At 69.2% G+C, this 22,926-nt stretch carries 20 protein-coding genes; 9 read left to right on the top strand and 11 right to left on the bottom strand.

Annotated features, from left to right (window positions below):
* Window positions 1-8: 8 nt before the first annotated feature.
* From oxc to G6N58_RS06800, 3 genes are read left to right on the top strand one after another with little or no spacing between them, the layout of a single operon-like run.
* Window positions 9-1,682, top strand: a complete 1,674-nt coding sequence (gene oxc, locus G6N58_RS06810; protein ID WP_115279250.1) for an oxalyl-CoA decarboxylase — start codon at window positions 9-11, stop codon at window positions 1,680-1,682.
* Window positions 1,679-3,022 carry an AMP-binding protein gene (locus G6N58_RS06805; RefSeq protein WP_115279251.1) on the top strand — a complete coding sequence of 448 codons (1,344 nt, stop codon included), beginning with the start codon at window positions 1,679-1,681 and terminating at the stop codon, window positions 3,020-3,022. The genes oxc and G6N58_RS06805 overlap by 4 nt, the downstream gene beginning before the upstream one ends.
* Complete coding sequence (locus G6N58_RS06800) at window positions 3,007-3,978, top strand: endonuclease/exonuclease/phosphatase family protein (RefSeq protein ID WP_232067760.1); 972 nt, start codon at window positions 3,007-3,009, stop codon at window positions 3,976-3,978. Before G6N58_RS06805 ends, G6N58_RS06800 begins: the two co-directional genes overlap by 16 nt.
* Here the strand turns inward: G6N58_RS06800 and G6N58_RS06795 are convergent.
* Window positions 3,875-5,413, bottom strand: coding sequence for a GAF domain-containing sensor histidine kinase (locus tag G6N58_RS06795; protein WP_115279252.1), 1,539 nt, complete (start codon window positions 5,411-5,413; stop codon window positions 3,875-3,877). The two genes, G6N58_RS06800 and G6N58_RS06795, sit on opposite strands and share 104 nt — an antisense overlap.
* 132 nt (window positions 5,414-5,545) lie before the next feature.
* On the opposite strand from G6N58_RS06795, the gene G6N58_RS06790 reads away from it, so the two are divergent.
* The gene (locus G6N58_RS06790; RefSeq protein WP_115279253.1) at window positions 5,546-5,899 is read left to right on the top strand and encodes a response regulator transcription factor; all 354 of its coding nucleotides are present in this window, start codon (window positions 5,546-5,548) and stop codon (window positions 5,897-5,899) included.
* Here G6N58_RS06790 and G6N58_RS06785 read toward each other — a convergent pair.
* The 6 genes from G6N58_RS06785 to G6N58_RS06760 form a co-directional block, all read right to left on the bottom strand.
* Window positions 5,896-6,543: a response regulator transcription factor gene (locus tag G6N58_RS06785; RefSeq protein ID WP_115279254.1), complete on the bottom strand. Its 648-nt coding sequence runs from the start codon at window positions 6,541-6,543 to the stop codon at window positions 5,896-5,898. The genes G6N58_RS06790 and G6N58_RS06785 overlap by 4 nt on opposite strands.
* Window positions 6,544-6,557: 14 nt before the next feature.
* Complete coding sequence (locus G6N58_RS06780; protein ID WP_115279255.1) at window positions 6,558-7,556, bottom strand: FAD binding domain-containing protein; 999 nt, start codon at window positions 7,554-7,556, stop codon at window positions 6,558-6,560.
* Complete coding sequence (locus tag G6N58_RS06775) at window positions 7,553-8,050, bottom strand: (2Fe-2S)-binding protein (RefSeq protein WP_115279256.1); 498 nt, start codon at window positions 8,048-8,050, stop codon at window positions 7,553-7,555. The genes G6N58_RS06780 and G6N58_RS06775 overlap by 4 nt, the downstream gene beginning before the upstream one ends.
* Entirely contained in the window at window positions 8,047-10,200 is a 2,154-nt protein-coding gene (locus tag G6N58_RS06770) for a xanthine dehydrogenase family protein molybdopterin-binding subunit (RefSeq protein WP_115281726.1), read from the bottom strand. The genes G6N58_RS06775 and G6N58_RS06770 overlap by 4 nt, the downstream gene beginning before the upstream one ends.
* 76 nt (window positions 10,201-10,276) lie before the next feature.
* Window positions 10,277-11,917, bottom strand: a complete 1,641-nt coding sequence (locus G6N58_RS06765) for a peptide chain release factor 3 (RefSeq protein ID WP_068919131.1) — start codon at window positions 11,915-11,917, stop codon at window positions 10,277-10,279.
* A 21-nt stretch (window positions 11,918-11,938) separates the two neighbouring features.
* Complete coding sequence (locus G6N58_RS06760; protein WP_068920238.1) at window positions 11,939-12,628, bottom strand: potassium channel family protein; 690 nt, start codon at window positions 12,626-12,628, stop codon at window positions 11,939-11,941.
* Between the two features lie 89 nt (window positions 12,629-12,717).
* Between G6N58_RS06760 and G6N58_RS06755 the strand changes: the two genes are divergently transcribed.
* From G6N58_RS06755 to G6N58_RS06745, 3 genes are read left to right on the top strand one after another with little or no spacing between them, the layout of a single operon-like run.
* Window positions 12,718-14,214, top strand: coding sequence for a potassium/proton antiporter (locus tag G6N58_RS06755; protein WP_115279257.1), 1,497 nt, complete (start codon window positions 12,718-12,720; stop codon window positions 14,212-14,214).
* A gap of 44 nt (window positions 14,215-14,258) precedes the next feature.
* Window positions 14,259-15,122, top strand: a complete 864-nt coding sequence (locus tag G6N58_RS06750) for an ATP-grasp fold amidoligase family protein (protein ID WP_232068082.1) — start codon at window positions 14,259-14,261, stop codon at window positions 15,120-15,122.
* Window positions 15,123-15,132: 10 nt separating this feature from the next.
* Window positions 15,133-15,513 carry a VOC family protein gene (locus G6N58_RS06745; protein ID WP_115279258.1) on the top strand — a complete coding sequence of 127 codons (381 nt, stop codon included), beginning with the start codon at window positions 15,133-15,135 and terminating at the stop codon, window positions 15,511-15,513.
* An 80-nt stretch (window positions 15,514-15,593) separates the two neighbouring features.
* On the opposite strand, the gene G6N58_RS06740 is transcribed toward G6N58_RS06745, so the two are convergent.
* From G6N58_RS06740 to G6N58_RS06730, 3 genes are all read right to left on the bottom strand, one after another.
* Complete coding sequence (locus tag G6N58_RS06740) at window positions 15,594-17,027, bottom strand: protein adenylyltransferase SelO (RefSeq protein ID WP_115279259.1); 1,434 nt, start codon at window positions 17,025-17,027, stop codon at window positions 15,594-15,596.
* On the bottom strand, window positions 17,024-19,276 hold the full coding sequence (gene treS / locus G6N58_RS06735; RefSeq protein ID WP_115279260.1) for a maltose alpha-D-glucosyltransferase: 2,253 nt from the start codon (window positions 19,274-19,276) through the stop codon (window positions 17,024-17,026). Before treS ends, G6N58_RS06740 begins: the two co-directional genes overlap by 4 nt.
* A gap of 107 nt (window positions 19,277-19,383) precedes the next feature.
* The gene (locus G6N58_RS06730; RefSeq protein WP_115279261.1) at window positions 19,384-20,610 is read right to left on the bottom strand and encodes a multidrug effflux MFS transporter; all 1,227 of its coding nucleotides are present in this window, start codon (window positions 20,608-20,610) and stop codon (window positions 19,384-19,386) included.
* A 69-nt stretch (window positions 20,611-20,679) separates the two neighbouring features.
* Here G6N58_RS06730 and G6N58_RS06725 point away from each other — a divergent pair, with 69 nt between their 5' ends.
* Window positions 20,680-21,117, top strand: coding sequence for a MarR family winged helix-turn-helix transcriptional regulator (locus G6N58_RS06725; protein WP_115279262.1), 438 nt, complete (start codon window positions 20,680-20,682; stop codon window positions 21,115-21,117).
* Between the two features lie 63 nt (window positions 21,118-21,180).
* Entirely contained in the window at window positions 21,181-22,509 is a 1,329-nt protein-coding gene (locus G6N58_RS06720; protein ID WP_068919125.1) for a serine/threonine-protein kinase, read from the top strand.
* A gap of 5 nt (window positions 22,510-22,514) precedes the next feature.
* Here G6N58_RS06720 and G6N58_RS06715 read toward each other — a convergent pair whose 3' ends face one another.
* Window positions 22,515-22,901, bottom strand: coding sequence for a DUF2237 family protein (locus G6N58_RS06715; RefSeq protein WP_115279263.1), 387 nt, complete (start codon window positions 22,899-22,901; stop codon window positions 22,515-22,517).
* Between the last annotated feature and the right edge of the window lie 25 nt (window positions 22,902-22,926).

Raw genomic sequence — 22,926 nt, 5'->3', positions numbered from 1 at the left:
CTCGGGGCATGACCGAGACAGACGGCTTCCACCTGGTGGTCGATGCCCTGCGGCTCAACGACGTCGAGACCATCTACGGCGTGGTCGGCATCCCCATCACCGACCTGGCCCGGCTGGCCCAGGCCAGCGGGATCCGCTACATCGGGTTCCGGCACGAGTCGGCGGCCGGCCACGCCGCCGCCGCGGCGGGGTTCCTGACACACAAACCCGGTGTGCTGCTCACGGTGTCGGGTCCCGGCTTCCTCAACGGGATGGTCGCACTGGCCAACGCGACGGTGAACTGCTTCCCGATGGTGCACATCGGCGGCTCCAGCGACCGCGCCCTGGTGGATCTGCAGCGCGGCGACTACGAGGAGCTGGATCAGCTGGCGGCGGCCAAGCCGTACGCGAAGGCCGCGCTGCGCATCAACCGCGCCCAGGACATCGGTCGGGGCATCGCCCGCGCGCTGCGGATCGCGGCGTCCGGCAGGCCCGGCGGGGTGTACCTCGACATCCCGGCCGCGGTGCTGGCCCAGACCCTCGACACGGCCGACGCCGGACTCTGGAAGATCAATGACCCTGCGCCGGAGCAGTTTCCCGCGGCGGCCAGCGTGGCTGCCGCCCTCGACCTGCTGGCCGCCGCGCAGCGGCCGCTGATCGTGCTGGGCAAGGGTGCCGCCTACGCCCGCGCCGATGACAGCATCCGCGCTCTCGTCGAAGCCACCGGCATCCCGTTCCTGCCGATGTCGATGGCCAAAGGGCTGCTGCCGGACGGCCATCCGCAGTCCGTGGCAGCGGCGCGCTCGCTGGCACTCAAAAGTGCCGACGTGGTGCTGCTGGTGGGCGCGCGGCTGAACTGGCTGCTGGCCCACGGTGCTGCGCCGCAGTGGTCACCGGATGCGCAGTTCATCCAGGTCGACATCGACCCGGGCGAATTCGACAGCAATCAGCCCACCGCAGTGCCGCTGGCCGGTGACATCGGCTCGGTGGTGGGTGCCCTGGTCGAGGGGTTGAACGATCACCCGGTCCGTTGCCCGAGGGTCTGGCGCGCTCAGCTCGCCGACCGCACCCGCGTCAACGACGCCGCCATGGCCGACCGGTGCAGCGCCGACGCCGTACCCATGCAGTTCCACACCGCGTTGGGCGCCATCAGGGAGGTGCTGGCCGGCTACCCCCAGGCCTACGTGGTCAATGAAGGGGCCAACACCCTCGACGTCGGGCGCAATGTGTTGCCGATGAGCGTGCCTCGGCACCGCCTGGATTGCGGCACCTGGGGCGTGATGGGCGTCGGCCTTGGCTACGCCATCGCCGCCGCGGTGGAAAGCGGCCAGCCGGTGGTGGCCATCGAGGGCGACAGTGCTTTCGGCTTCAGCGGCATGGAGATCGAAACCATCTGCCGCTACCGGCTTCCGGTCACGGTGGTGATCCTGAACAACGGCGGGGTGTACCGCGGCGACGACGTGGACCCGACCGGCGCCGCGCCCGCGCCCACTGTGCTGGACGCGCGGGCCCACCATGAGTACCTGATCCGTGCCTTCGGAGGCGCGGGTTACCACGTGAGCACTCCGGCGGACCTGAAAGCTGCCCTGACAGAGTCCATGTCGTCGGGACAACCGGCACTGATCGACTGCGAGCTCGACATCCACGCCGGTACCGAGAGCGGCCACCTGACCGATCTGAACCCGAAAGGACTGCCCCGATGATCGCATCCCGGCCCGGATGGCACCACTTGGGCGACCTGCTCGCCGGGGCGCCAAGGCAATCGACGGCGCTGATCGTCGACCGTGCTCCGGTCACCTACGGCGAACTCGACGACCTGGTGGGGACCCGGGCCAGCGGGATCAGTGGGCGCGTGGTGCCGGTGACGGGCGGCAACACACTGGAATACGTGGTCACGCTGCTGGCGGCTGCGCGGGCGGGAGCCGTTGTGGCGCCGCTGGATCCGGCACTGCCCGAAGCCGAGCGGACGCGCCGACTGGCGTTGCTGGACGACCCGGCCGGGCTGCGCGACGGGGACGCCATGATCATGCTGACCTCCGGCACCACCGGCACCCCGAAGCTGGTGCCCTGGACGCATCAGAGCCTGTCGGCCGGTGTACACGCGGTGGTGGACTCCTACGGACTCACCGCGCAGGACGCCACTGTGGCGGTGATGCCACTGTTCCACGGCCACGGACTGGTGGCGACCCTGTTGGCGACCCTGACCTCCCGCGGCACCGTCCTGCTGCCTGCCGCAGGAAGGTTCAGCGCGCACACGTTCGCCGCGGACATGGCTGCGGCGAACGCCACCTGGTACACCGCGGTGCCCACCATCCACCAGATCGTCGCGCGCCGCGGCGACCCGTTGCCCCCGTTGCGCTTCATCCGCAGCTGTAGCGCCCCGCTGCGCCCCGACCTGGTGTCAGAGTTGGAGCAACGCTTCGACACCCAGGTGCTGGCGGCCTACGGGATGACCGAGACCACCCACCAGGCGGCCACCGCGCGTCTCGGTGCCGATGCGCAGACGCGGCGCAACACCGTGGGCGTGCCGTCCGGCTTGCAGGTGCGAATCATGAACGGCGAGATCTGTTTCCGTGGTCCGACGGTGATGCGGGGCTATCTGGGCACCGAGCCCGCCGACCCGTTCGCCGACGGCTGGCTGCGGACCGGCGATCTGGGTGCCGTGGACCCCGACGGCAACCTCATCGTGACCGGCCGGTGCAAGAACCTGATCAACCGCGGCGGCGAGAAGATCTCGCCCGAGCACGTCGAGCAGGTAGTGGCCGGCTGTCCGGGTGTGCTGCAGGCGGCCGTGGTGGGGGTGCCCGACGCCCTCTACGGCGAGCAGGTCACTGCCGCGGTGGTCATCACTGCCGACACCGACCCGGACCGCATCGCCGAGCACTGCCGCACCCTCCTGGCCCCGTTCGAGATCCCGCAGCGGTTCGTCGCCGTGCCCGCCCTGCCGCAGACACCGAAGGGGGATGTGGACCGAGCGACCCTGGCCGTGATGGTTGGGGAGTTCCCGACCCGGGTATCAGGACCTGCGTGCAGCGCTGGCTGAGGAACCGCAGGACGCTGCCGGTGGCCGGATACGACGCGCGCCACGGTCGCTGGCACGACCAGCCCGACCACCGGTTGGACCGGCGCGAACAGCTGACCGTCGCCACCTACAACATCTGGTTCAACGACCTGCACGCCGAGCAGCGCCACCGCGCCATCGCCGGCCTGCTCGCTCGCGAGCAGCCCGACGTCATGGTCTTCCAGGAAGTCACCCCGGCGGCCATGGACATCATCTGCGCGCAGCCGTGGGTGCGTCAGCATTACCGCCGTGCGGCGATGGTGGGCGAGGCGGTGGGCAACTACGGCATGCTGGTGCTGTCGCGGGTCCCGATCCGGGCGGCCACCTACACGAGGTTGCCCACCCAGCTGTCGCGCGGCTACCTGACCGTCGGACTGGCCGTCAACGGCGTGGTCCAGAACGTGGTATCGGTGCACCTCGAGAGCGGCAAGCGCAACCGCCATGTTCGGGCCCGACAACTGGGGTGCCTGTTCCGGACCTTCCGGGACACCGCTGACGTGATCGTGCTGGGCGACTTCAACATGCGCGACGACGAGGACGACGCCCTGGACCCGGCCTTTCAGGACATGTGGCCGAGCCTGCGCCCCGAGGAACCCGGGTACACCGAGGACACCTCGATCAACCACATGCGTTACGACATGAAGGACAAGCACCGCCACGTGCGCTTCGACCGGGTGCTGGTGAAGGGTTCGGCATGGACACCCAGCGGTATCGAGCTGCTGGGGCGCGAACCGATCGATCCGGCGTTGCCGCGGGTGTTCCCGTCGGATCACTTCGGGGTGCTGTGCCGGCTGCAGTGGGCCGGGGTCACCGACCCGGCCGGTGCCCGTGAGCTCAGTGCTGGGGCGTCAGCGGGATGGTCACGGCCAGCGTGGTTCCCGACCCGGGCGGGCTCTCGACGATCAGCTCTCCGGACAGGGCGTTCACCCGGTCCTTGAGCCCCACCAACCCGGAACCGCCGCCGGCCCGGGCACCGCCGATCCCGTCGTCGGAGATGCGCAGGTGCAGCTGCCCGGCGCCGGTGCGGGCGTGTACCCGGACCTCGGAGGCCTGGGCGTACTTGGCGGTGTTGGTCAGGGCTTCGGCCGTCACGTAGTACGCCGCGACCTCGACGGTGTCGGGGATGGTGGCGTCGATCTCCAACTGCAGGTCCACGGGCACCGGTGAGCGGCGCGCCAACGTCTTGATGGCCGGGCCCAGCCCGCCGCGCGAGAGGATCGCCGGGTGGATGCCGCGGGAGAGCTCCTGCAGGTCGGAGTAGAGCCCGGACAGCCCCCGCACCACCTCGGACAGTTGAGCGCCCGCCTCGGCGTTGTCCGCGGCCACCGCCGATTGGATGGCGCCGAGTTCCAGCCCGAGTGACACGATGCGCTGCTGCGCGCCGTCGTGCAGATCCCGCTCGAAGCCCCGGCGCGCCGAATCGGCGGCGGCCACGATGCGGGCGCGCGACGCCGTGAGCTCGGCGCGGGTCTCCGAGTTGAGGATCGCGGTGGCCACCAGATCGGCGAAGTCGCAGACTTTCTCCTCGGTGTCGGCGGGCATCGGCGCCGGTTGCGCCGAGCCCACCAGCAGGGCTCCCCAGACCCGGCCGTCGACAGTGATGGGCGCCCCCACCCCGGATGCCAGCCCGGCCTCCATCACGCGAGCGACTGTCGGCCCGGACGCGGTGCGGTAGTCGTCCACCCGGGCGGGCACACCGGTGGCCAGTATCTGCGCCGCCACCCCGTCACCGCCGAGCGCCAGCCGCTCACCGGCCTGTAGCCGCAGCGTGTTCTGGTCGTCGGCGGTGGCGAGCACCTCGGCCTCGCCGTCGTGGAACCGCAGCAGGGTGACGTGCTCGGCGTGCAGACTGCGGGCCAGTTCGGCCACCGCGACGGGATAGACCGCGGCGGGGTCGGCGCCTCGGGCCACCTTGGTGGCGACGCGGCGCAGGGCGGCCTGCTGCTCGGCCAGCGCGCTGACGGCCGCGGCTGCCTGGTCGGCCTCACGTCGGCGTTCATCGGCCTCCAGCGCCCGCAACCGCGCCTGCCCCACCAGGACGTTGGACAGCAGCGCGATGGTCAGGAACAGCAACGCGGCCGGGGCCAGGCTGCCGCTGCCCTCCATCAGATGGAACCAGACGTAGGCCAGGGTGCTGGCCAGCGATGTCGCCAGGGCCAGCCCGAATCCCCAACTGGCCGAGACCACCAGTACTCCCAGCAGGAACACCGCACCGAACGCGTTCTCGGGGGCCACCTGTTTGAGCAGATGGACCAGCAGCACCTCGAGCGCGATCAGGGCGGCTGCGGTCACGACACCCACGAGCAGGGGTGGTGCGGTGGGCCGCAAGACCAGCGCCAGCAGTCGCTCCCGCAGCGACATCTCCGCGTACATGCGCTGATCGTACGGCCGAAAGGCGAGGTCAGTGTGGGTCCGGCGAGCGGGGGGACAGATTTTCCGGTTAGCGGTAATGCCGCGCCGCCGCCGCTCTGACACTGTGGAAACGTGCCACAAGAACCTGACCCGATGCGCTGTCTGATCGTCGACGACAGCGCGGCGTTCCGCGTGGCGGCTACCAGCATGCTGGAGCGTGCGGGTTTCAACGTCGTCGGTATCGCCGCCACCGAAGCCGAAGCGCTCGACTGCACCCACGAACTGCACCCCGACGTGATCCTGCTGGATATCGACCTGGGCGCCGAGAGCGGTTTCGACGTGGCCCAGGCCCTGCACCGGGCGGGTCCACCGGAGCCGTCGGTGATCCTGATCTCCACGCACGACGAGCAGGATTTCGCCGACCTGATCGCCGACAGCCCGGCGCTGGGGTTCCTCCCGAAGTTCGCGCTGTCGCCGGAGTCGATCCGGCGCCTGGTGCAGGGCTAACGCGAGTCGAGGTACATGATCACCGCGCGCACCCGGCGGTGATCATCGCCGGTCTCCGGCAGGTCCAGTTTGGTCAGGATGCTGCGGACGTGCTTTTCGACCGTGCCTTCGGTGACCCAGATGCGCCGCCCGATGCCGGCGTTGGACAGGCCTTCGGCCATCAGGGTCAGCACCTCGTGCTCACGGGTGCTCAGCGCGGCCAGGGGGTCGTCACGGCGTCGCGCCGACACCAGTTCCTGGACCAGTGCGGGGTCCACGATGGACGCACCCCCGGCGATCCGAGCCACGGTGTCGACGAATTCGTTGACGTCGGTGACGCGGGTCTTGAGCAGGTAGCCGATCGCCTTGCCGCCCGCCAGCAGTTCCATCGCGTGGTCCACCTCGACATGCGCCGAGAGCACCAGGATGGCCGTGTCGGGCAGTTCGGCCCGGATGGCCTGGGCGGCGTCGAGGCCCTCGCTGGTGTGGGTGGGGGGCATCCGGATGTCGGTGACCACCAGGTCGGGCTTCTGGTCGCGAACCACCGCCAGCAGCTCATCGTGATCCCCGGCCTGCCCGACGATCTCGAAGTCGGAGCGTTGCAACAGACTGGCCAGCCCTTCGCGCAGCAACACGTCATCGTCGGCGATGACAACTCGGGTCATGACGGCCTCCAGCGCTAGGTCGGTTCCGGATGATTGTTCCACGCCCGGGTCAGCGCGCGTACCACGCTGTGCTTCCCGAGATCGACCTTGAACGCATTCTGGCTCAGAGGTTTTGCTCCGAGCAGGGCGAGCTGCGCCGCGTCGCGGAACGCGGCGCCGCCGGGTTCGCGGCCCACCAGCGCCTGCTCGGCCTCGGCCACCCGCCAGGGCGTGGCGGCCACACCGCCGAGAGCGATTGCGGCGCCGCGGATCACGTCACCGTCGAGCTCGAGCCCGGCGGCCACCGAGACCAGCGCGAAGGCGTAGCTGTGGCGGTCCCGGACCTTGAGATACCAGCAGTGCCCGGACAGGGTCGACGGCGGCAACTCGATGCCGGTGATCAGTTCACCGCGCCGCAGCACGTTGTCACGATCCGGTGCGCCCGCGGGCAGCCGGAAGAACTCCGCGATCGTGATGGTGCGGGCACCGTCCGTACTCACCGTGTGCACCTGCGCGTCGAGCATGCTCAGCGCGACGGCCATGTCGGACGGGTGCACTGCCACACAGCTGTCGTCGGCGCCGAAGATGGCGTGCTCGCGGTGAAACCCCGTCAGCGCGGAGCACCCCGACCCCGGAATGCGCTTGTTGCAGGCACTGAACGCGGTGTCCATGAAATAGGGGCAGCGGGTGCGCTGGGTGAGATTGCCGCCCACGGTGGCCATGTTGCGCAGCTGGGTGGTGGCGCCGCTCAGGATGGCCTGCGACAGCACGGGATAGCGGGTGCGAATCAGAGGGTGGTTGGCGGCGGCGGAGTTGGTGACCCCGGCGCCGATCAGGACACCTCCGGCGGCGGTGGCGCTGACTTCGGCCTGCAGCGCCCGGCGCACGTCCACCAGCGTGGTGGGTTGTGCCACGCCGTTCTTCATCAGGTCCAGCAGGTTCGTGCCGCCTGCGTAGAAGGTGCCGTCGCTCGCGGCGGCCCGGCGGACGGCGTCTTCGGGGGAGGTGGCCCGCTGGAACTCGAACGTCTTCATGAGCCGGCCTCCCGGATGGCGGCGACGATGTTGGCGTAGGCGCCGCAACGGCAGATGTTGCCCGCCATCCGTTCCCGGATCTCGGCATCGGAGAGGGCGGCGCAACCCGGGGTCTCGAAGGATTGTGCGCTGAGATCACCGCGGGCGTGTTCGCGCAGCATGGCGTGCGCCGAGGAGATCTGTCCCGGTGTGCAGTACCCACACTGGAACCCGTCGTGCCTGCAGAACGCCTCCTGCAGCGGGCTGAGTTCTGTTGCACCGGAAAGGCCTTCGATGGTCAGCACCTCGGCGCCGTCGACGGAGACCGCCAGTGTCAGACAACTCAGGACCCGCTCACCGTCCACCGACACCGTGCAGGCGCCGCAGAGGCCGTGGTCGCAACCCTTCTTGGTACCCGTCAGGCCGAGTCGTTCGCGCAGCACGTCGAGCAAGGTGGCGCGGACGTCGACGTCGACGTCCCGGTGCGCGCCGTTGACGGTGAGGTCGATGTTCATGAGGTGCTCGCTTCGAACGGACGCATCAGGTCCTCGAGGGTGATGGGTAGGCTGCGCAGTCGACGGCCGGTGGCGTGGAAGACGGCGTTGGCGATCGCGGCGGGCACCCCGCACGCGCCGATCTCACCGATGCCGCGGACCCCGACGGGGTTGAGGGCCTGGTCGTCGCCGTCGACGAAGCTGATGTCGAAGACCGGGCGGTCGGCATGGGTGGGTACGTAGTACTCCCCGATCAGCTGATGGGTCCGCGGATCGTAGGGAACCTCTTCCAGCAATGCCATGCCGACGCCGAACAGGATGCCGCCCATCACCTGGTTGCGGGCGAGTTTCGGATTGAGCACGCGGCCGCAGTCCATCACCGCCACCCACCTGGTGACGGTGACGCGGCCGAGATCCTCGTCGACTTCTACTTCGCAGAAGTGGGCGCCGAAAGACTGTGAGGGCAGCTCGGATTCCCCCGGAGCGCTGGTGACCGTGAAATCGCCCGGTTCACCGGCATCGGTCCGGCGCCGCCACTCCTGGGCTGCCTGCAGCACCGCGGAGCCGACCGTGGCGGTGGTCTGGGAAGCCCCGCTGTAGGGAGCATCCGGGAAAGACGAATCGCCCGAGAGGAATTCGACCTGCTCGATCGGCAGGCCGCATGCGTCGGCGGCAATCTGTGTCATCACGGTGCGGACCCCGGTGCCCACTTCGTGGGTGGCCGACGCGAACTGCACCCGACCGTCGGCCAGGGTGCGCACCCGGCACGACGCGGGCATCCGCCGGCCAGGGTAGGTGGCGGTGGCCATACCGGTCCCGATCTGAATTCCGTTGCGCTGCAGGCGACGCGGCTGCAGCGGGCGATCCTGCCAGCCGAACCGCTGCGCGCCGATGCGGTAGCAGTCCAGCAGGTGCTCGGCCGACCAGGGCCGTCCGCCGGCCTGGTCGATGCCGGTGTGGTTGCGCACCCGCAGTTCCACAGGGTCCAGACCGGCGGTCAGGGCGAGTTCGTCCATTGCCACCTCGAGGGCGAACAGACCCGGTGCCTCGCCGGGGCCGCGCATGAAACACGGTGTGGGCGCGTTGATCCGGGTGGTGCGATGGGATACGTCCAGATGTGGTGAGCGGTACAGGATCCGGCTGGACAGCCCGGCGGGCTCACAGAAATGCGCCACCGTGGAGGTGTCGGTATCGGTGTGGTGTTCGGTGCTGAGCAGCAGCCCGTCCGCGTCGGCCGCCAGGACCACCCGCTGTTCGGTGCGTGGCCGGTGCCCGGTGGAGGTGAACATCTGGTTGCGGGTCAGGACCAGCTTGACCGGGCGGCCCACCTGGCGGGCCGCCACCGCGGTCAGGATCACGTGCATCCAGAGAAAGCTCTTGGACCCGAACGCGCCACCCACCAGGGGGGACACGATGCGGATCCGGCTCTCCGACAGGCCCAGCCAGGCGGCCAGCACCCGTCGCTCGCCGGTGATCCACCGGGTGCTGTCGTGCACGGTCAGGGTGTCGGCGTCCCAAGCCGCGATGACCGCCGACAGCTCGATCGGATAGTGCGCATTGACCGGGGTGTGGAACACCGCCTCCACCCGGTGCACTGCGTCGGTGGGCCGGTGGCCGCGGCTGTCCTGGAGTAACTCGTGCTCGAGTTTGACGAAGTGGTCGGGGTGGTAGCTGCCGGAGCGCACCCCCACGCCGTCGGATTCGGCCTCGTCGTAGCGCAGATCGAATTCCGTGGCGGCGGCGGTGGCGTTCTCCCAGGTGTCGGCCACCACCACGGCCATGTGCTGGCCCGCGTACTGCACCGTCAGGTCAGCCAGCGGTGGCCGCCGTTCGATGGGCAGGTCCCAGGTCATGTCCTCCGGTGGTGGCGCCAGGGTGGGGCAGTTCAGCGGAGTCAGGACGTGCAGCACGCCGGGCGCGGTGGCGGCCCGATCGGCGCTGTCGGCCAGCGACTCCCGGGTGACCGTTCCACGGTGCACCTGCGACTGCACCAGCACGGCGTATGCCAGTCCGTCCATCGGGGTGTCCGCGGTGTAGCGCGCCTGCCCGGTCACCTTCTGCGCGCCTTCGACGCGGTCGACGGGTCGGCCGATGTGCACGCCGGGATTGTAGAACGGCCGGGCGGGCCGCGCCCCCTGGAACGCAGTGGGTTCCGAGATGGGTATCGACATGCCCACCACCCTGCCGGTGCAGGCCGTATGCGTCGTCAACGCTGGCCGCCAGAAGCGGCTACCGGGTAGCCGGTACTCAGGCGTCGCCGGCGGCGACCAGCGAGCTCAGCCGGATCTTCGGGTGGTCGCGCTGGAACCCTTCCAGACGCCACCGGGTGGAGAACAGCGCCAGCATCACACCGTCGGACCGGGTGAGCACTTCGGCCGACGGCTGCCGGTTCACAAAATCGGCATCGTCGGGGTGCACCGCGCGGGCCACCTGATAGGGCAACGGCTCCAACGAGATCGGCGCGGACAGCTCGGCGGCCATCCGGTGGCTGGCCACCTCGAACTGCATGGGACCGACGGCGGCCAGCACCGGGGACTGGTCGCCGCGGCGATCCGACCGCAGCACCTGCACCACGCCCTCCTGCTCGAGCTGCTCGATACCCTTGCGGAACTGCTTGTGCTTGCTGGGGTCCTTGCCGCGGGCGACGGAGAAGTGCTCGGGGGAGAAGCTGGGGATCGGCGGGTAGCGCACCGCGACATCGCGGAACAAGGTGTCACCGGGACGCAGCACGTTGGCGTTGGCCAGGCCGATGACGTCACCGGGCCAGGCGCTGTCGAGGGTGGAGCGGTTCTGGCCGAAGACCGACTGGGCGTACTTGGTGACGAACGGTTTACCGGTGGCCGCATGGGTCAGCACATCGCCGCGTTCGAAGGTCCCCGAGACCACCCTGGCGTAGGCGATGCGGTCCCGGTGCGAGGAGTCCATCCCGGCCTGCACCTTGAAAACGAACGCGCTGAACGGTGATTCCGGCGAGCGGCGGTTGCCGTCGACGTCCGGCTGACCGCTGGGCGGCGGCGCCAACTGCACCAGCACGTCGAGAAGCTGGTTCACCCCGAAGTTCAGGGCGGCCGAGGTGAACAGCACCGGCGTCGAGATGCCGCCGAGGAACGTCTCCTCGTCGTAATCGGCGCCGTCGGCCTCCAGCAGTTCGGATTCCTCGACGGCGGTGTCCCAGTCGTCGCCCGCGGCGTCGTGGGCCCGGTCGGGGGAGATGTGCTCCTCGGGGGCGGCGGTGGCCCCACCCGCGGTGCGGGTGAAGCGGATGAAGGTGCCGGTGCGACGGTCCAGCACACCTTTGAAATCACCGGCGATGCCCACCGGCCAGGTCAGGGGTGTGGTCTTCAAGCCGATGCGCTCGTTGATCTCGTCCATCAGCTCCAGGGCGTGCCGGCCCGGGCGGTCCCACTTGTTGATCACGGTGATGATCGGGATGCCGCGGTGCTTGCACACCTGGAACAGCTTGAGGGTCTGCGGCTCCAGTCCCTTGGCCGCGTCGATCAGCATCACGGCGCAGTCCACCGCGGTCAGGACGCGGTAGGTGTCCTCGGAGAAGTCGGCGTGGCCGGGGGTGTCCAGCAGGTTGATCACACAGTCCTGCCCGCCCGTCGAATACGGGAACTGCAGCGCCGTCGAGGTGATGGAGATGCCGCGGGCCTTCTCCATCTCCATCCAGTCCGACACGGTGGAGCGGCGGCCCGCCTTGCCGTGGATGGCCCCGGCCTCGGTGATGATGCGGGCGTGCAACACCAACGCCTCGGTCAAGGTGGACTTACCGGCGTCGGGGTGACTGATCACTGCGAAGGTCCGGCGGCGGCGCGCTTCGTCGGAGATGCGACCAGAAGTCGTCCCGTCGGCGGCCGTCCGGACACCAGGGACGTTCTCGCTCATTGCGACGACGATGCTACCCGTTCACTCGTGCTCCACCCGCGCGCGCAGCAGCTCGGCCCCACCGATGGCATCGCGGACCGACTGTTCGGCCGAGCTGTTGGCGACGAACACCATCTCGTCGCCGGCCTCCAGCACGTGGCCGGGCCCGGGCAGGATGACCTCGGACCCGCGCAGCAGCGTCACCAACGCGGTGTTCGCCGGTAGCCGCAGGACCCCCACCTGTGCGCCGACCAATGGGTTGTCGGCGGGCAGCGTCAGTTTGGTCAGCTCCGCCTGGCCCTCCCGGAACCCCATCAGCCGGACCAGGTGCCCGATGTCGATGGCACCTTCCACCCCGGCCACCAGTGCCCCGGGCGCGGACACCGCGACGTCGATGCCCCAGGCCTGGCTGAACAGCCACTCGTTGTCCACCTCGTTGATGCGGGCCACCACCCGGTCGACGCCGAACTCGGTCTTGGCCAGCAGCCCCACCACCAGGTTGGCCTTGTCGTCACCGGTCGCGGCAATCAGGACATCGCAGGTCTGGGCGCCGGCCTCCTCCAGGGTGGACAGCTCGCAGGCGTCACCCAGCAGCCAGTCCGCGGCGGGCACGGAATGCGGTTCGAAGCGGCGGCGTTCCTTCTCGACCAGGAGCAGCTGGTGTCCGTAGTCCAGCAGTTCCCGCGCCACCGAGCGGCCGACGTTGCCCGCCCCGGCGATCGCAATCCGCAGTTTTCGCTGTCCCACCAGCTCATCTTGGCGTATCGGCGGGCTGCCGGCCCTGCTTTACTGTGCGCACCCACCCCGGCGGACGGAACCAGATGACCTTGCAGCAGCTGTACGCGGCGTTGCTGATCGGTGGTCTGGTGCTGCTGTTCAGCATCGTCGGCACCCGGGTGGCCACCCGGGTCGGGTTCCCGGCGCTGCTGTTCTTCCTGCTCGTCGGCGTGTTGCTGGGCGAGGACGTGCTGGGACTGGACTTCGACAACGCCGAGCTGGCCCGCAACGTCGGCACCGCGGCGCTGGCGGTGATCCTGGTCGAGGGCGGGCTCACCACCAGATTCGGCGACATCCGCAGCATGCTGGCGCCCGCGGCGGCGCTGGCCACGGTGGGCGTGGTGATCAGCACCGTGGTCACCGCCGTCGGTGCGCATGTCCTGCTGCGAATGGACTGGCAGCTGGCGTTCTTGCTGGGCGCGATCGTGTCCTCGACCGACGCCGCGGCGGTCTTCTCGGTGCTGCGCCTGATTCCGCTGCCGCGCCGGGTGGCCGGACTGCTGGAAGCGGAATCCGGCTTCAACGACGCCCCCGCGGTGATCCTGGTGCTGACCTTCTCGGTGGTGCCCTTCGTCTTCGAACCCGAGACCGCGGTGGCGGTGATCGCCTACGAGCTGATCGCGGGCGTGGTGATCGGTCTGGTCTGCGGATTCGTCGGCGCCGTCCTGATCCGCCGGGTGGCTCTGCCGGCATCGGGGCTGTACCCGATCCTGATCTTCGGGCTGGGGATGGTGGCGTTCGCGTCGGCGGGCACCGCACACGCGAGTGGTTTCCTGGCGGCGTACCTGGCAGCGGTGGTGCTGGCCAACGCCGGCCTGCCCCACCGATCGGCCACCCGGTCGTTTGCCGAAGGTCTGGGCTGGCTGGCCCAGATCGGGTTGTTCGTGATCCTGGGGCTGTTGATCAATCCCAGTGAGCTGCTGCCAGACGTGGTACCGGCCATCGTCATCGGCCTGGTCCTGTTGTTCGTGGCGCGGCCGATCTCGGTGGTGGTGTCGCTGGTCGCGTTCCGGATCCCGTGGCGGGAGCAGCTCTTCCTGTCCTGCGCGGGCCTGCGCGGCGCGGTACCCATCGTGTTGACGACGTTTCCCATCGTCGCGGGGGTGCCCGACAGCTACCGGCTGCTGAACATCGTCTTCGTGCTGGTGGTGGTGTTCACCTTGATCCAGGGGCCGAGCCTGCGGCCCGTCGCCCGGGGTTTGGGCCTGATCTCACGCGAGACCACCCGCGAGATCCAGGTCGAGGCGGCCCCGTTGGACGTCCTGGACGCCGAACTGCTGACGATGACGGTGGCGCCGGACTCGCGACTGCACAACGTGACGGTGCTCGAACTGCGGCTGCCCGATCCCAGCGTCATCACCCTGATCATCCGGGATGAGCACACCTTCGTTCCGCTGCCGGACACCCGGATCGAAAGCGGGGACGAGCTGTTGATCGTCACCACCTCCAAGACCCGCGCCGCCGCGGAGCGCCGGTTGCGCGCCGTGAGCCGGCGCGGGAAGCTGGCCTACTGGTTCGGCGAGTATGGAGAAGCGCACTGAGGCACAGTCATTCGGCCGTCCGCCGGCGGGAGCGCAACAGGTTGGTGCGGGCGCTGCGGCTGTGGCGGACCCGGAACCCGCAGACCTTCCGGGAGAAGGTGCGCTACAAGATGCTGCGTGATCACCGTGCCCTGGTGGTCACCTTCGCCGACAAGGCCGCTGTCCGCGGGTATGTGGCAGCAATGGTCGGTGAGCAGTACCTGCCCCGGGCGTACGCGGTGGTCGCGGAGCCGGCCGCGTTGTACGACATCGACCTGCCCGGTGCCTACGTGGTGAAACCGACCCATGGCAGCGGGGCGGCGATCGTGGTGTCGCCGCGGGCGCCCGCAGAAGCCCGGTTGTCCGCGGAGCCGGGAAGCTGGCGCTACGAACATGTCCGGGCCGAGCATGCGGCACGCGGGGACGTCGTCCGGATCGCTGCGGGCTGGGTGGCGCAGCTGTACGGGCAGGGCCCCAACCGGGAATGGGTGTACGGGCAGATGCCCCGGCAGATCATCGTCGAGGAGATGCTGGCCGGCGCCGACGGCAAGGTCCCCGACGACTACAAGTTCTTCGTCTTCGCCGGTCGGTGTGCCTACATACAGGTCGACAGCGGCCGGTTCGGCCGTCGCACCCAGGACTTCTTCCGGCCCGACTGGACGCACCTGCCGTTGCGCGGCGGACCGCCGTGGGCTGACCCCGAGCCGTCGCGGCCGCACCATCTCGATGAGATGATCCGCCTTGCAGAGCGATTGAGCGTCGACACCGATTTCGTGCGCGTGGATCTCTACGACGTCGGCGGCCGGGTGGTGTTCGGGGAGCTGACCAGCTTTCCGGCCGGCGGCGACAGCCCGTTCGACCCGGAGTGCTTCGACGCGGAGTTCGGCCGGCAGTGGACCGTGCCGCGGCGGTACCGGGACCGACGCTAGGGTTGAGGTCATGACCACCCCCGTCGGCCACCTGGCGTCCATCTCCATCGACTGCCCGGACCCTGATGCCCTGGTGCGTTTCTACTGCGATCTGCTGGGCCTCGAGGAGGTCTTCGCGACCCCCGACCGCGGCGTGGTGGCACTGTCGGGTGCCGGGCCGATGGTGACGTTGATGCGGGTGCATTCCTACGAGCCGCCGTCGTGGCCGAACGGTCCGCAGCACAAGCAGATGCATCTGGATCTGGCGGTCGACGACCTGGACACGGCCGTTGCTGCGGCGGTGGCCCTCGGTGCGGTGCAGGCCGAGGTACAGACCGCCCCGGCGCACTGGCGGGTGCTGCTGGACCCCGTCGGTCACCCCTTCTGCCTGAGCACCGTCCGGCCAGACTGAGTCACCAGCATCGCCGAGCAGACGCGAACTCGGGTGGACGAGCGCCAGCGAGTCCGAGTTCGCGTCTGCTCGCCAATGTCTCACGTGCCGCAGAAGGTTCGGTAGTTCACGAAGTCATCGGGAGCGGGCTCGGCGTAGCGCGCCAGTCCGGGGCGCTCCGTGTACGGCGCGCTGACCGCGGTCAGAAGCTGCTGCGTCGGAACCATGTCACCGTCGGTGGCCGCGGCCAGGGCTTCTTCCACCAGGTGGTTGCGCGGGATGTACAGCGGGTTGGCGCGGTCCATCGACGCTGGGTCCGGCCCGAGTTCCCGCCAGCGGGCCAGCCACGCGTCGAACCTCGCGAGATCGACGAACAGACCGCGCGCCGGTTCGGCATCGCCGCGGGCTGCGGTGCCCAGGGCCCGGAAGAACGAGGTGAAGTCCACCCGGCTCTGCGTCAGCTGGTCCAGTAGTTCGCCCGCCAGGCCCGGCGGAAGCGGTTCGGTGACGCCGAGTTTGGCGCCCAACCCGGTGGCATACGCGTTCTCGTAGCGGTCGCGGAACCCGGTCAGTGAGCTCTGAGCCAGTTCGATGGCGGCGTCGGTGTCCTCGGCCAGCAGCGGCAGCAGGGTCTCGGCGAAGCGGGCCAGGTTCCAGCCGACGATGGCCGGCTGGTTGCCGTAGGCGTAGCGCCCCCAGGAGTCGATGGAGCTGAACACCGTCTCGGGTGAGTACGCCTCCATGAACGCGCAGGGCCCGTAGTCGATGGTTTCCCCGGAGATGGTGGTGTTGTCAGTGTTCATCACGCCGTGGATGAAGCCGACCAGCATCCACTGTGCTACCAGCTGGGCCTGCACGGCGATCACCGAGTCGAACAGCGCCAGATAGGGATTGGGTGCGGCGGCCGCGTCGGGGTGATGCCGGCTGATGGCGTGGTCGGCCACCCGCCGCACCAGGTCCGGGCCGCCGGTGAGTGCGGCGTACTGGAAACTGCCCACCCGTAGGTGGCTGGCGGCCACCCGCGCCAGCACCGCCCCGGGCTGCGTGGTTTCGCGTTGCACGGCACGGCCGGTGGCCACCACCGCCAGCGAGCGGGTGGTGGGGATACCCAGGGCGTGCATGGCCTCACTGATGATGTATTCGCGCAGCATCGGGCCGACGACGGCCAGTCCGTCCCCGCCGCGCGCGAACGGGGTGCGCCCGGATCCTTTGAGATGCAGGTCGCGGCCCTCGATCTCGCCGAGCAGCAGGGCGCGCCCGTCGCCCAGGCGCGGAGACAGATTGCCGAACTGGTGGCCTGAGTAGGCCTGCGCCACCGGCGCAGCATCTTCGGGAATCACTGTGCCGGTGAGCAATCCGATGCCCTCGGGCGTGTGCAACCAATCCGGTTCCAGCCCCAGTTCGACGGCCAGTGCCTCGTTGAGGATGAGCAGCCGGGGTGCGGGTGCGGGTTCGCCGGCCCAGGGCACCGCCAGCTCGGGCAGCTCCTTGGCGAAGCGCCCCTCGAGCCTGACAGCCCCGGCGGCCAGCGTCATGCGGGCTCAGGCCCTTCCAGAGGTGCCTCGACCAAGAGTGACATCCCATGGTGGGCAGGCATTTCCACCGCGAAACTGTGTAGGTCGTCGACCGAGGCGATGGGACTGCCGGTGAACATGTCCGACACCGTTGACCCCGGCGGCAGGGTGTCCGAACGCACGGTCCCGGCCACCTCCTCATTGGCGAAGTTCAGCACCGTCAGCTGGTAGCGGCCCTCCTCGGCCAGCTGATGCACCAGGACCAGCATGCCGCGGTGTGACACCTCGGGGATGTCGATCTGGGTGCTGGTGGCGATGCCGTAATGCGAGCGCACCTTCAGGATCGCCTGCAGCTGGCGCAGGAAGCTGGTCTCGTCCGCCAACTGTTCGGGGATGGAGCCGTAGAGGCTTCGGCCGCGCGGCATTCCGGCCGACGAGTGGCTGGCCTGGGGGTTCACCCCCATCAGATCGTGGGCGGCGCGGTTGATCCACCGGGTGTCCCCGCCTTGGAGCAACTGGGAGATCTCCGAGGTGGGTAGTGTCAGCATGCCGCACATGTCCCAACCGGACAGGGCGAACACACCGGGCTGCAGCGCGTTGAACATCGCCAGCAACAGATGGGCGCGCCGGATCCGGTCGATGTCCTCGATCTGGTCGAGGTCGGTGACGCCCAGCGTCGCCGCGATCACCGTGGCGGTGGTGCAGGCGATGCCGTTGGTGGTGAAAACCAGGTTGTAGGGCGCGTTCTCACCGGTCAGCTTCTCGGTCAGATCGGCGCGGACGGCAGCCCCCAGTTCCTCTCCGGTGATCTCATACCCGCGGTACTGGAACAGGTCGTCGCGGTGTCCGTTGGACCAGTGCAACAGCTCGTAGGTGAGTTCGTCGTGGTTCTGCAGGGCGTGCACCAGCGAGGCGGGGTCGACCCCGAGGTCGAGAGTGGTGCGCAGGCACAGTCGCAGGAACTCGGTGTCGGCGGTGGCCAGGGCGTGCTGATAGCCGGGACGGTTGACGAAGTCGTACGACAGATCCGCACCCGCTTCACCGATCTCGCGGATGTCGTCGATGGTGAGGTTGAGCTCCTGGAAGGTGAAGCCACCGACCTTGCGCACCATGCTGGCGATCAGGTGGTTGGCGGCCTCGGACAGCGGGTGGCCCTCCGACCATGCGGTGCTGTCCTCGGCGGCGGTCTTCTCCGCACCCAAGAAACCGTTGGCGTCCAGGCGCAGTCCGCCGGTACCCAGGTCCGCCAGGGAGTGCAGCGCGTCGCCGATGACCAGGCGCATGCCGGCGAACGACGGATCCAGCCAGTTGATGGAGGGCTGTCCGTCCTTGAAGTAGTGCAGATACACCCAGCGTCGCTCGACCCCGTCGATGCCCACCACCGGCCGGGTGACGCTCCAGTTGGTCTCCTTGACCCCTTCGGCGTAGAAGATGACCCGTTGCAGCCGTCCGATGATGTAGCCGGCCTTGTCGAGCCACTCCTCGGTGGCGGTGTCGATGTTGACCGAGTCGGTGCCGGGCGGGACCTCCGGCAGCTGTTCCCAGTCGCGGGGGTCGATCTCGACCATGTGGTAGATGCCCGGATAGTCGGCATACTTCATCTCCGCCAGCCGGAAGTCCGCGCCCTTGCCGGTGTGGCCGGGCACGATGTCGTCGATGATGGTGCCGCCGTACCAGCCCGCGGTGCCGCACATCTGGCGGAACTCTTCCTCGGTGCCGAAGGCCGGGTCGATCTGGGTGCTGATGCGGTCGAAGTGCCCGTCCACGCTGGGGGTGTGCTCCCAGCCCCAGATGCCGCCGGCCCGCTTGACCGGACCGGTGTGCACCCCTTCGATGCCGATCTCGGAGAACGCCTGCCACATGTCCTCATCGGCCATGGCCTTGAGGAACGACTCGTTCGACCGGGTGATCAGTGACAACGGATAGGCCGTGAACCACACGGAGGCCGTCTCCACGGCGCTACGCGGGTTGGGCTCCGCGTACGGGTTCTGCCACATGGAACCCTGGCCGGAGAACTGCTGGCTGATCTCGTTGGCATCCGCGAGCATCGACTGCGACAGCAGCCAGGACACGTAGGCGGGGTTGTCGCCGGCCGCCGGTCCGTCCTGGGTCAGTGAGCGCCGGGTGAACGGCGTCTTGACCTTCGGGCGAAACCGCAACGAGCGCGGTCGCGCGGGGTGCAGGTGTTCGTCGAAGGTGATCTCCGTCGGCTCGTTCGGTTGATCGTCACGGTCATGATCAACGCGTTCCGGCTCAGCCGCTGCAGACATGAATCCCCTTCGCGAGCTCGTTTCCCGACCTGCTGTGCGTGCCCTACGTATTCCAACGCGGCGCGCAGTTGAAACAGCGGTCTGCCGCCCAGACCCGAGCACCCACCCTACGGACCGAAACCCGGGTCGGCTCGCTCACCGCCGTGCGCCAGGACGAACCCGGCCACGGCGATGGCGGCGCATCCGCACATCACCAGCGCCAGGGGCAGTGCGGTGTGCTCGCCGCCGAGACCCACCAGCGGGGCGACCAGGGCGCCGATGCCGAACTGCAGGGCGCCCAGCGCTGCTGAGCCGGTCCCGGCATGGTGCGGCACGGCGGCCAGTGCCTGCGCGGTGGCATTGCCGAGAATCAGGCCCTGGCTGGCCACGGCCACGAAGATCGGCATAGTCAGCAGCCACGGCGGGGCGCCGGTGACCACCAGGCCCAGCGTCACGGCGGCGGCCACCGAGGCGGCCAGCAGGCCGGCGCCCAGCAGCGTGCGGGCCGGCACCCGGCGGGCCAGACGGGCCGAGACCGCGCTCATGACGGCGATGCCGAGGGCGTTGACACCGAAGATCAGGCCGTACTGCTGCGGGGTCGTGCCGATCAGGGTCTGGTAGACGAACGGCGACGCCGAGATGTAGGCCATCATCACCGCGAACCCGAAGGCGAAGGCCAGGGTGTTGCCCGCAAAAGTCCGCGACCGCAGCGACGTCCACGCGGAGGTGGTGGTGTCGGCGCGCAGCTGGTGGCGCCGCTGCGGCGGGTGAGATTCGCGGATCACCGCGATGGTGACGACGAGCATGAGCACCACCACGGCGCACACCACCCACAGGATCCCGCGCCATCCGGCCGGGCCCACCAGCATGCTGCCGGCGACGGGAGCCACCACCGGTGCCACGCCGCCGACGATCATCATCAGGCTGAACGCGCGCGCGGCGGTCTGCCCGGTGGCCAGATCGGAGACGATGGCGCGTCCGATCACCATGCCCGCCGCCCCGGTGAAGCCCTGGGCGAAGCGCGCGGCCACCAGGACGGTGATGTCCGGTGCGGTGGCCGCCACGGCGCTGGCCACGACGCAGGCCGCGGTGCCCGCGAGCAGCGGCCAGAACCGCCCCACTCGGTCCGACAGCGGCCCGAACACCAGCTGGCCTGCGGTGATACCGAGCAGGAAGGCCATCAGGGTGAGCTGCACGGCGGAGGCGCCGACGCCGAGTTGGTCGGCCATCTGGGGGAACGCGGGCAGGTAGAGGTCGGTGGCGACCGGGGCCATGGCCGACAGCAGCGCCAGGGTGAGAAGCACCGGGGTGGTGATGGTGGCCGCCGGTGCCGGGGCCGATCGGGTGGTGGGCATGAACGTCCTCCGCAATAGTTATTGAGCAATAACTATAACGCTATAACAAGACTGCACTACGATCACGCCATGGAAGCCGACAACCTGGCCGAGCTGGCACAGCTGATCCTCAACGCCGCCCGCGAGATCCGGTTCCGCAGCCACGTCAACCCCAAGGCCGTCATGCTGAACCCCTCCGAGGCCAAGGTGATGACCTGCATCGACGCCCAACCTGGCGTCACCCCCAGCGCGGTGGCCGAGGCCACCGGCCTGCAGCGCAGCAACCTGAGTACCGCACTGCGCGGGCTGGAGGAGCGCGGGTTCGTCGAGCGCCGGGTCGATCCCCACGACCGCCGCGGCGTCAACCTCTATCCGACTGCGTTGTCGGCGGAGAACCTGGCGCTGCTGCAGCAGGAGTGGGCGCAGACGCTGGCCCTGGGCCTCGGCGACGACGATAGTGACGTGGTCGCGGCAAAACGCCTGCTCGCGCGACTGGACGCGGGACTCGCCGCCGCACGGCGCCGCTGACTGGGGTTTACTCGACTTCGCCCGGGTCAACAGTCAGCCAATGCAGGAGAGTGACGGTCGCTCATGCCGCTAGAGACCGGCCAGGAGTTCGCCGGATACGAGGTCCTGGCGACCCTGGGCGTGGGCGGGATGGGCGAGGTGTATCTGGCCCAGCATCCGCGGCTGCCCCGTCGCGACGCGCTCAAGGTGCTGCGGGCCAATCACACCGAGGACCAGGAGTACCGCCAGCGGTTCATCCGGGAGGCTGACATCGTGGCCGGACTGTCGCATCCCGGCATCGTCAGCGTGCACGATCGGGGCGAGGCCGACGGCAAGTTGTGGATCGCGATGGACTACATCGACGGCACCGACGCCGGCAAGCTGCTGACCAAGCAGTACCCGCAAGGTATGCCGGTGGCGCTGGTGATCCACATCGTGAAAGCCATCGCCGACGCGCTGGACTACGCCCACCAGCGGCAGCTGCTGCATCGCGACATCAAGCCGGCCAACATCCTGCTCGCCGATCCCGACTCCGAGGAACCCCGGGTGTATCTGGGCGATTTCGGCATCGCTCGATGGGCAGACGACTCCGCCAAACTGACCGCGACCGACGTGGCTGTCGGCACCGTGGCCTACGCGGCGCCCGAGCAGCTGATGGGCGGCGACGTCGACGGCCGGGCCGATCAATATGCACTGGCGGCCACGGCTTTTCAGTTGCTGACCGGCAAACCGCTGTTCCAACACAGTAATCAGGCCGTGGTGATCAGTCAGCACATCAGTGCCGAGCCGCCCGACATCGCCGAGCGCCGCCCCGAGCTCTCGGCGCTGAGCCCGGTGTTCCGGCGCGCACTGTCCAAACAGCCCCGGGAACGGTTCGCCAGCTGTCGCCAGTTCGCCCGCGCGCTGGAGCAGCAGCTCGGCGGCTCCGACGAGACCGACGCCACCCAGCTGGCCTTCGCGTCGGATCCGGGCACGACGCCGCGGTCGTCCTCGCGGCGGAAACTCGCGTGGCTGGGCGCGGGTGCGGCGGCGGTGCTGATCGCCGGGCTGGTCGCGATGGTGGTGGTGCTGGAGAAACGTTCCGGTGAGCAGGAGCAGACGCCGGCGGCGGGCACCGCGGTGCCCCACCTGCCGGTGGTGTTGATCGGCGCGGACTGTGAGCCGTTGGGTGCGGCGGGGGAGAGCACCACCGGTGCGCAGGCCTACTGCGCACACCTGCCTGCCGCCAACCAGGCGGTGTGGTCTCTGTACAACGGCACGTTGCCGAGCCCCACCGTCGCGCCCGGGCCCACCGATGAGGTCTACCCGCCCGGCATCGAGCAGCAGGTGCAGCTGTGCGTGCAGCAGACCGGCAAGAGCCGGATCGAGTGCCGCGACGATGTGCGCGAGGGCAACATCGTGGGGCCGGCCTGAGTCAGCTAGAAACCCGAGAGATCGTCCGGGACGTCCACGGCGTAGCGCTGCAAGTCCTCCAGTGACACCAGGTCCAGCGCGCGTTCGTGGGTGGCGGCCAGGACCACCGGGCAGGCGCGGCCCTCTTGATGGGCGCGCAACCAGTTGGCGGCGGTGACGCACCAGCGGTCACCGGGTACCAGCCCCGGGAACCGGTACTGCGGCATCGGGGTGGACAGGTCGTTGCCGATGGACCGTTGATGATCCAGGAATTCGGCAGTCACCACACCGCAGATGAGGTGGCGCCCGACATCCTCGGCGTCGGTGGAGCAACAGCCGTCGCGGAAGAACCCGGTCATCGGATCGGTGCCGCAGGATTCCAGCGGTCCACCGAGAACGTTGCGCTGCGCCATGCAGACCAGTATTACGTGCACAATG

The sequence above is a fragment of the Mycolicibacterium tokaiense genome, from assembly GCF_010725885.1.
GTDB lineage: Bacteria > Actinomycetota > Actinomycetes > Mycobacteriales > Mycobacteriaceae > Mycobacterium > Mycobacterium tokaiense.
This window is presented reverse-complemented; position numbering and strand designations above follow the sequence as displayed.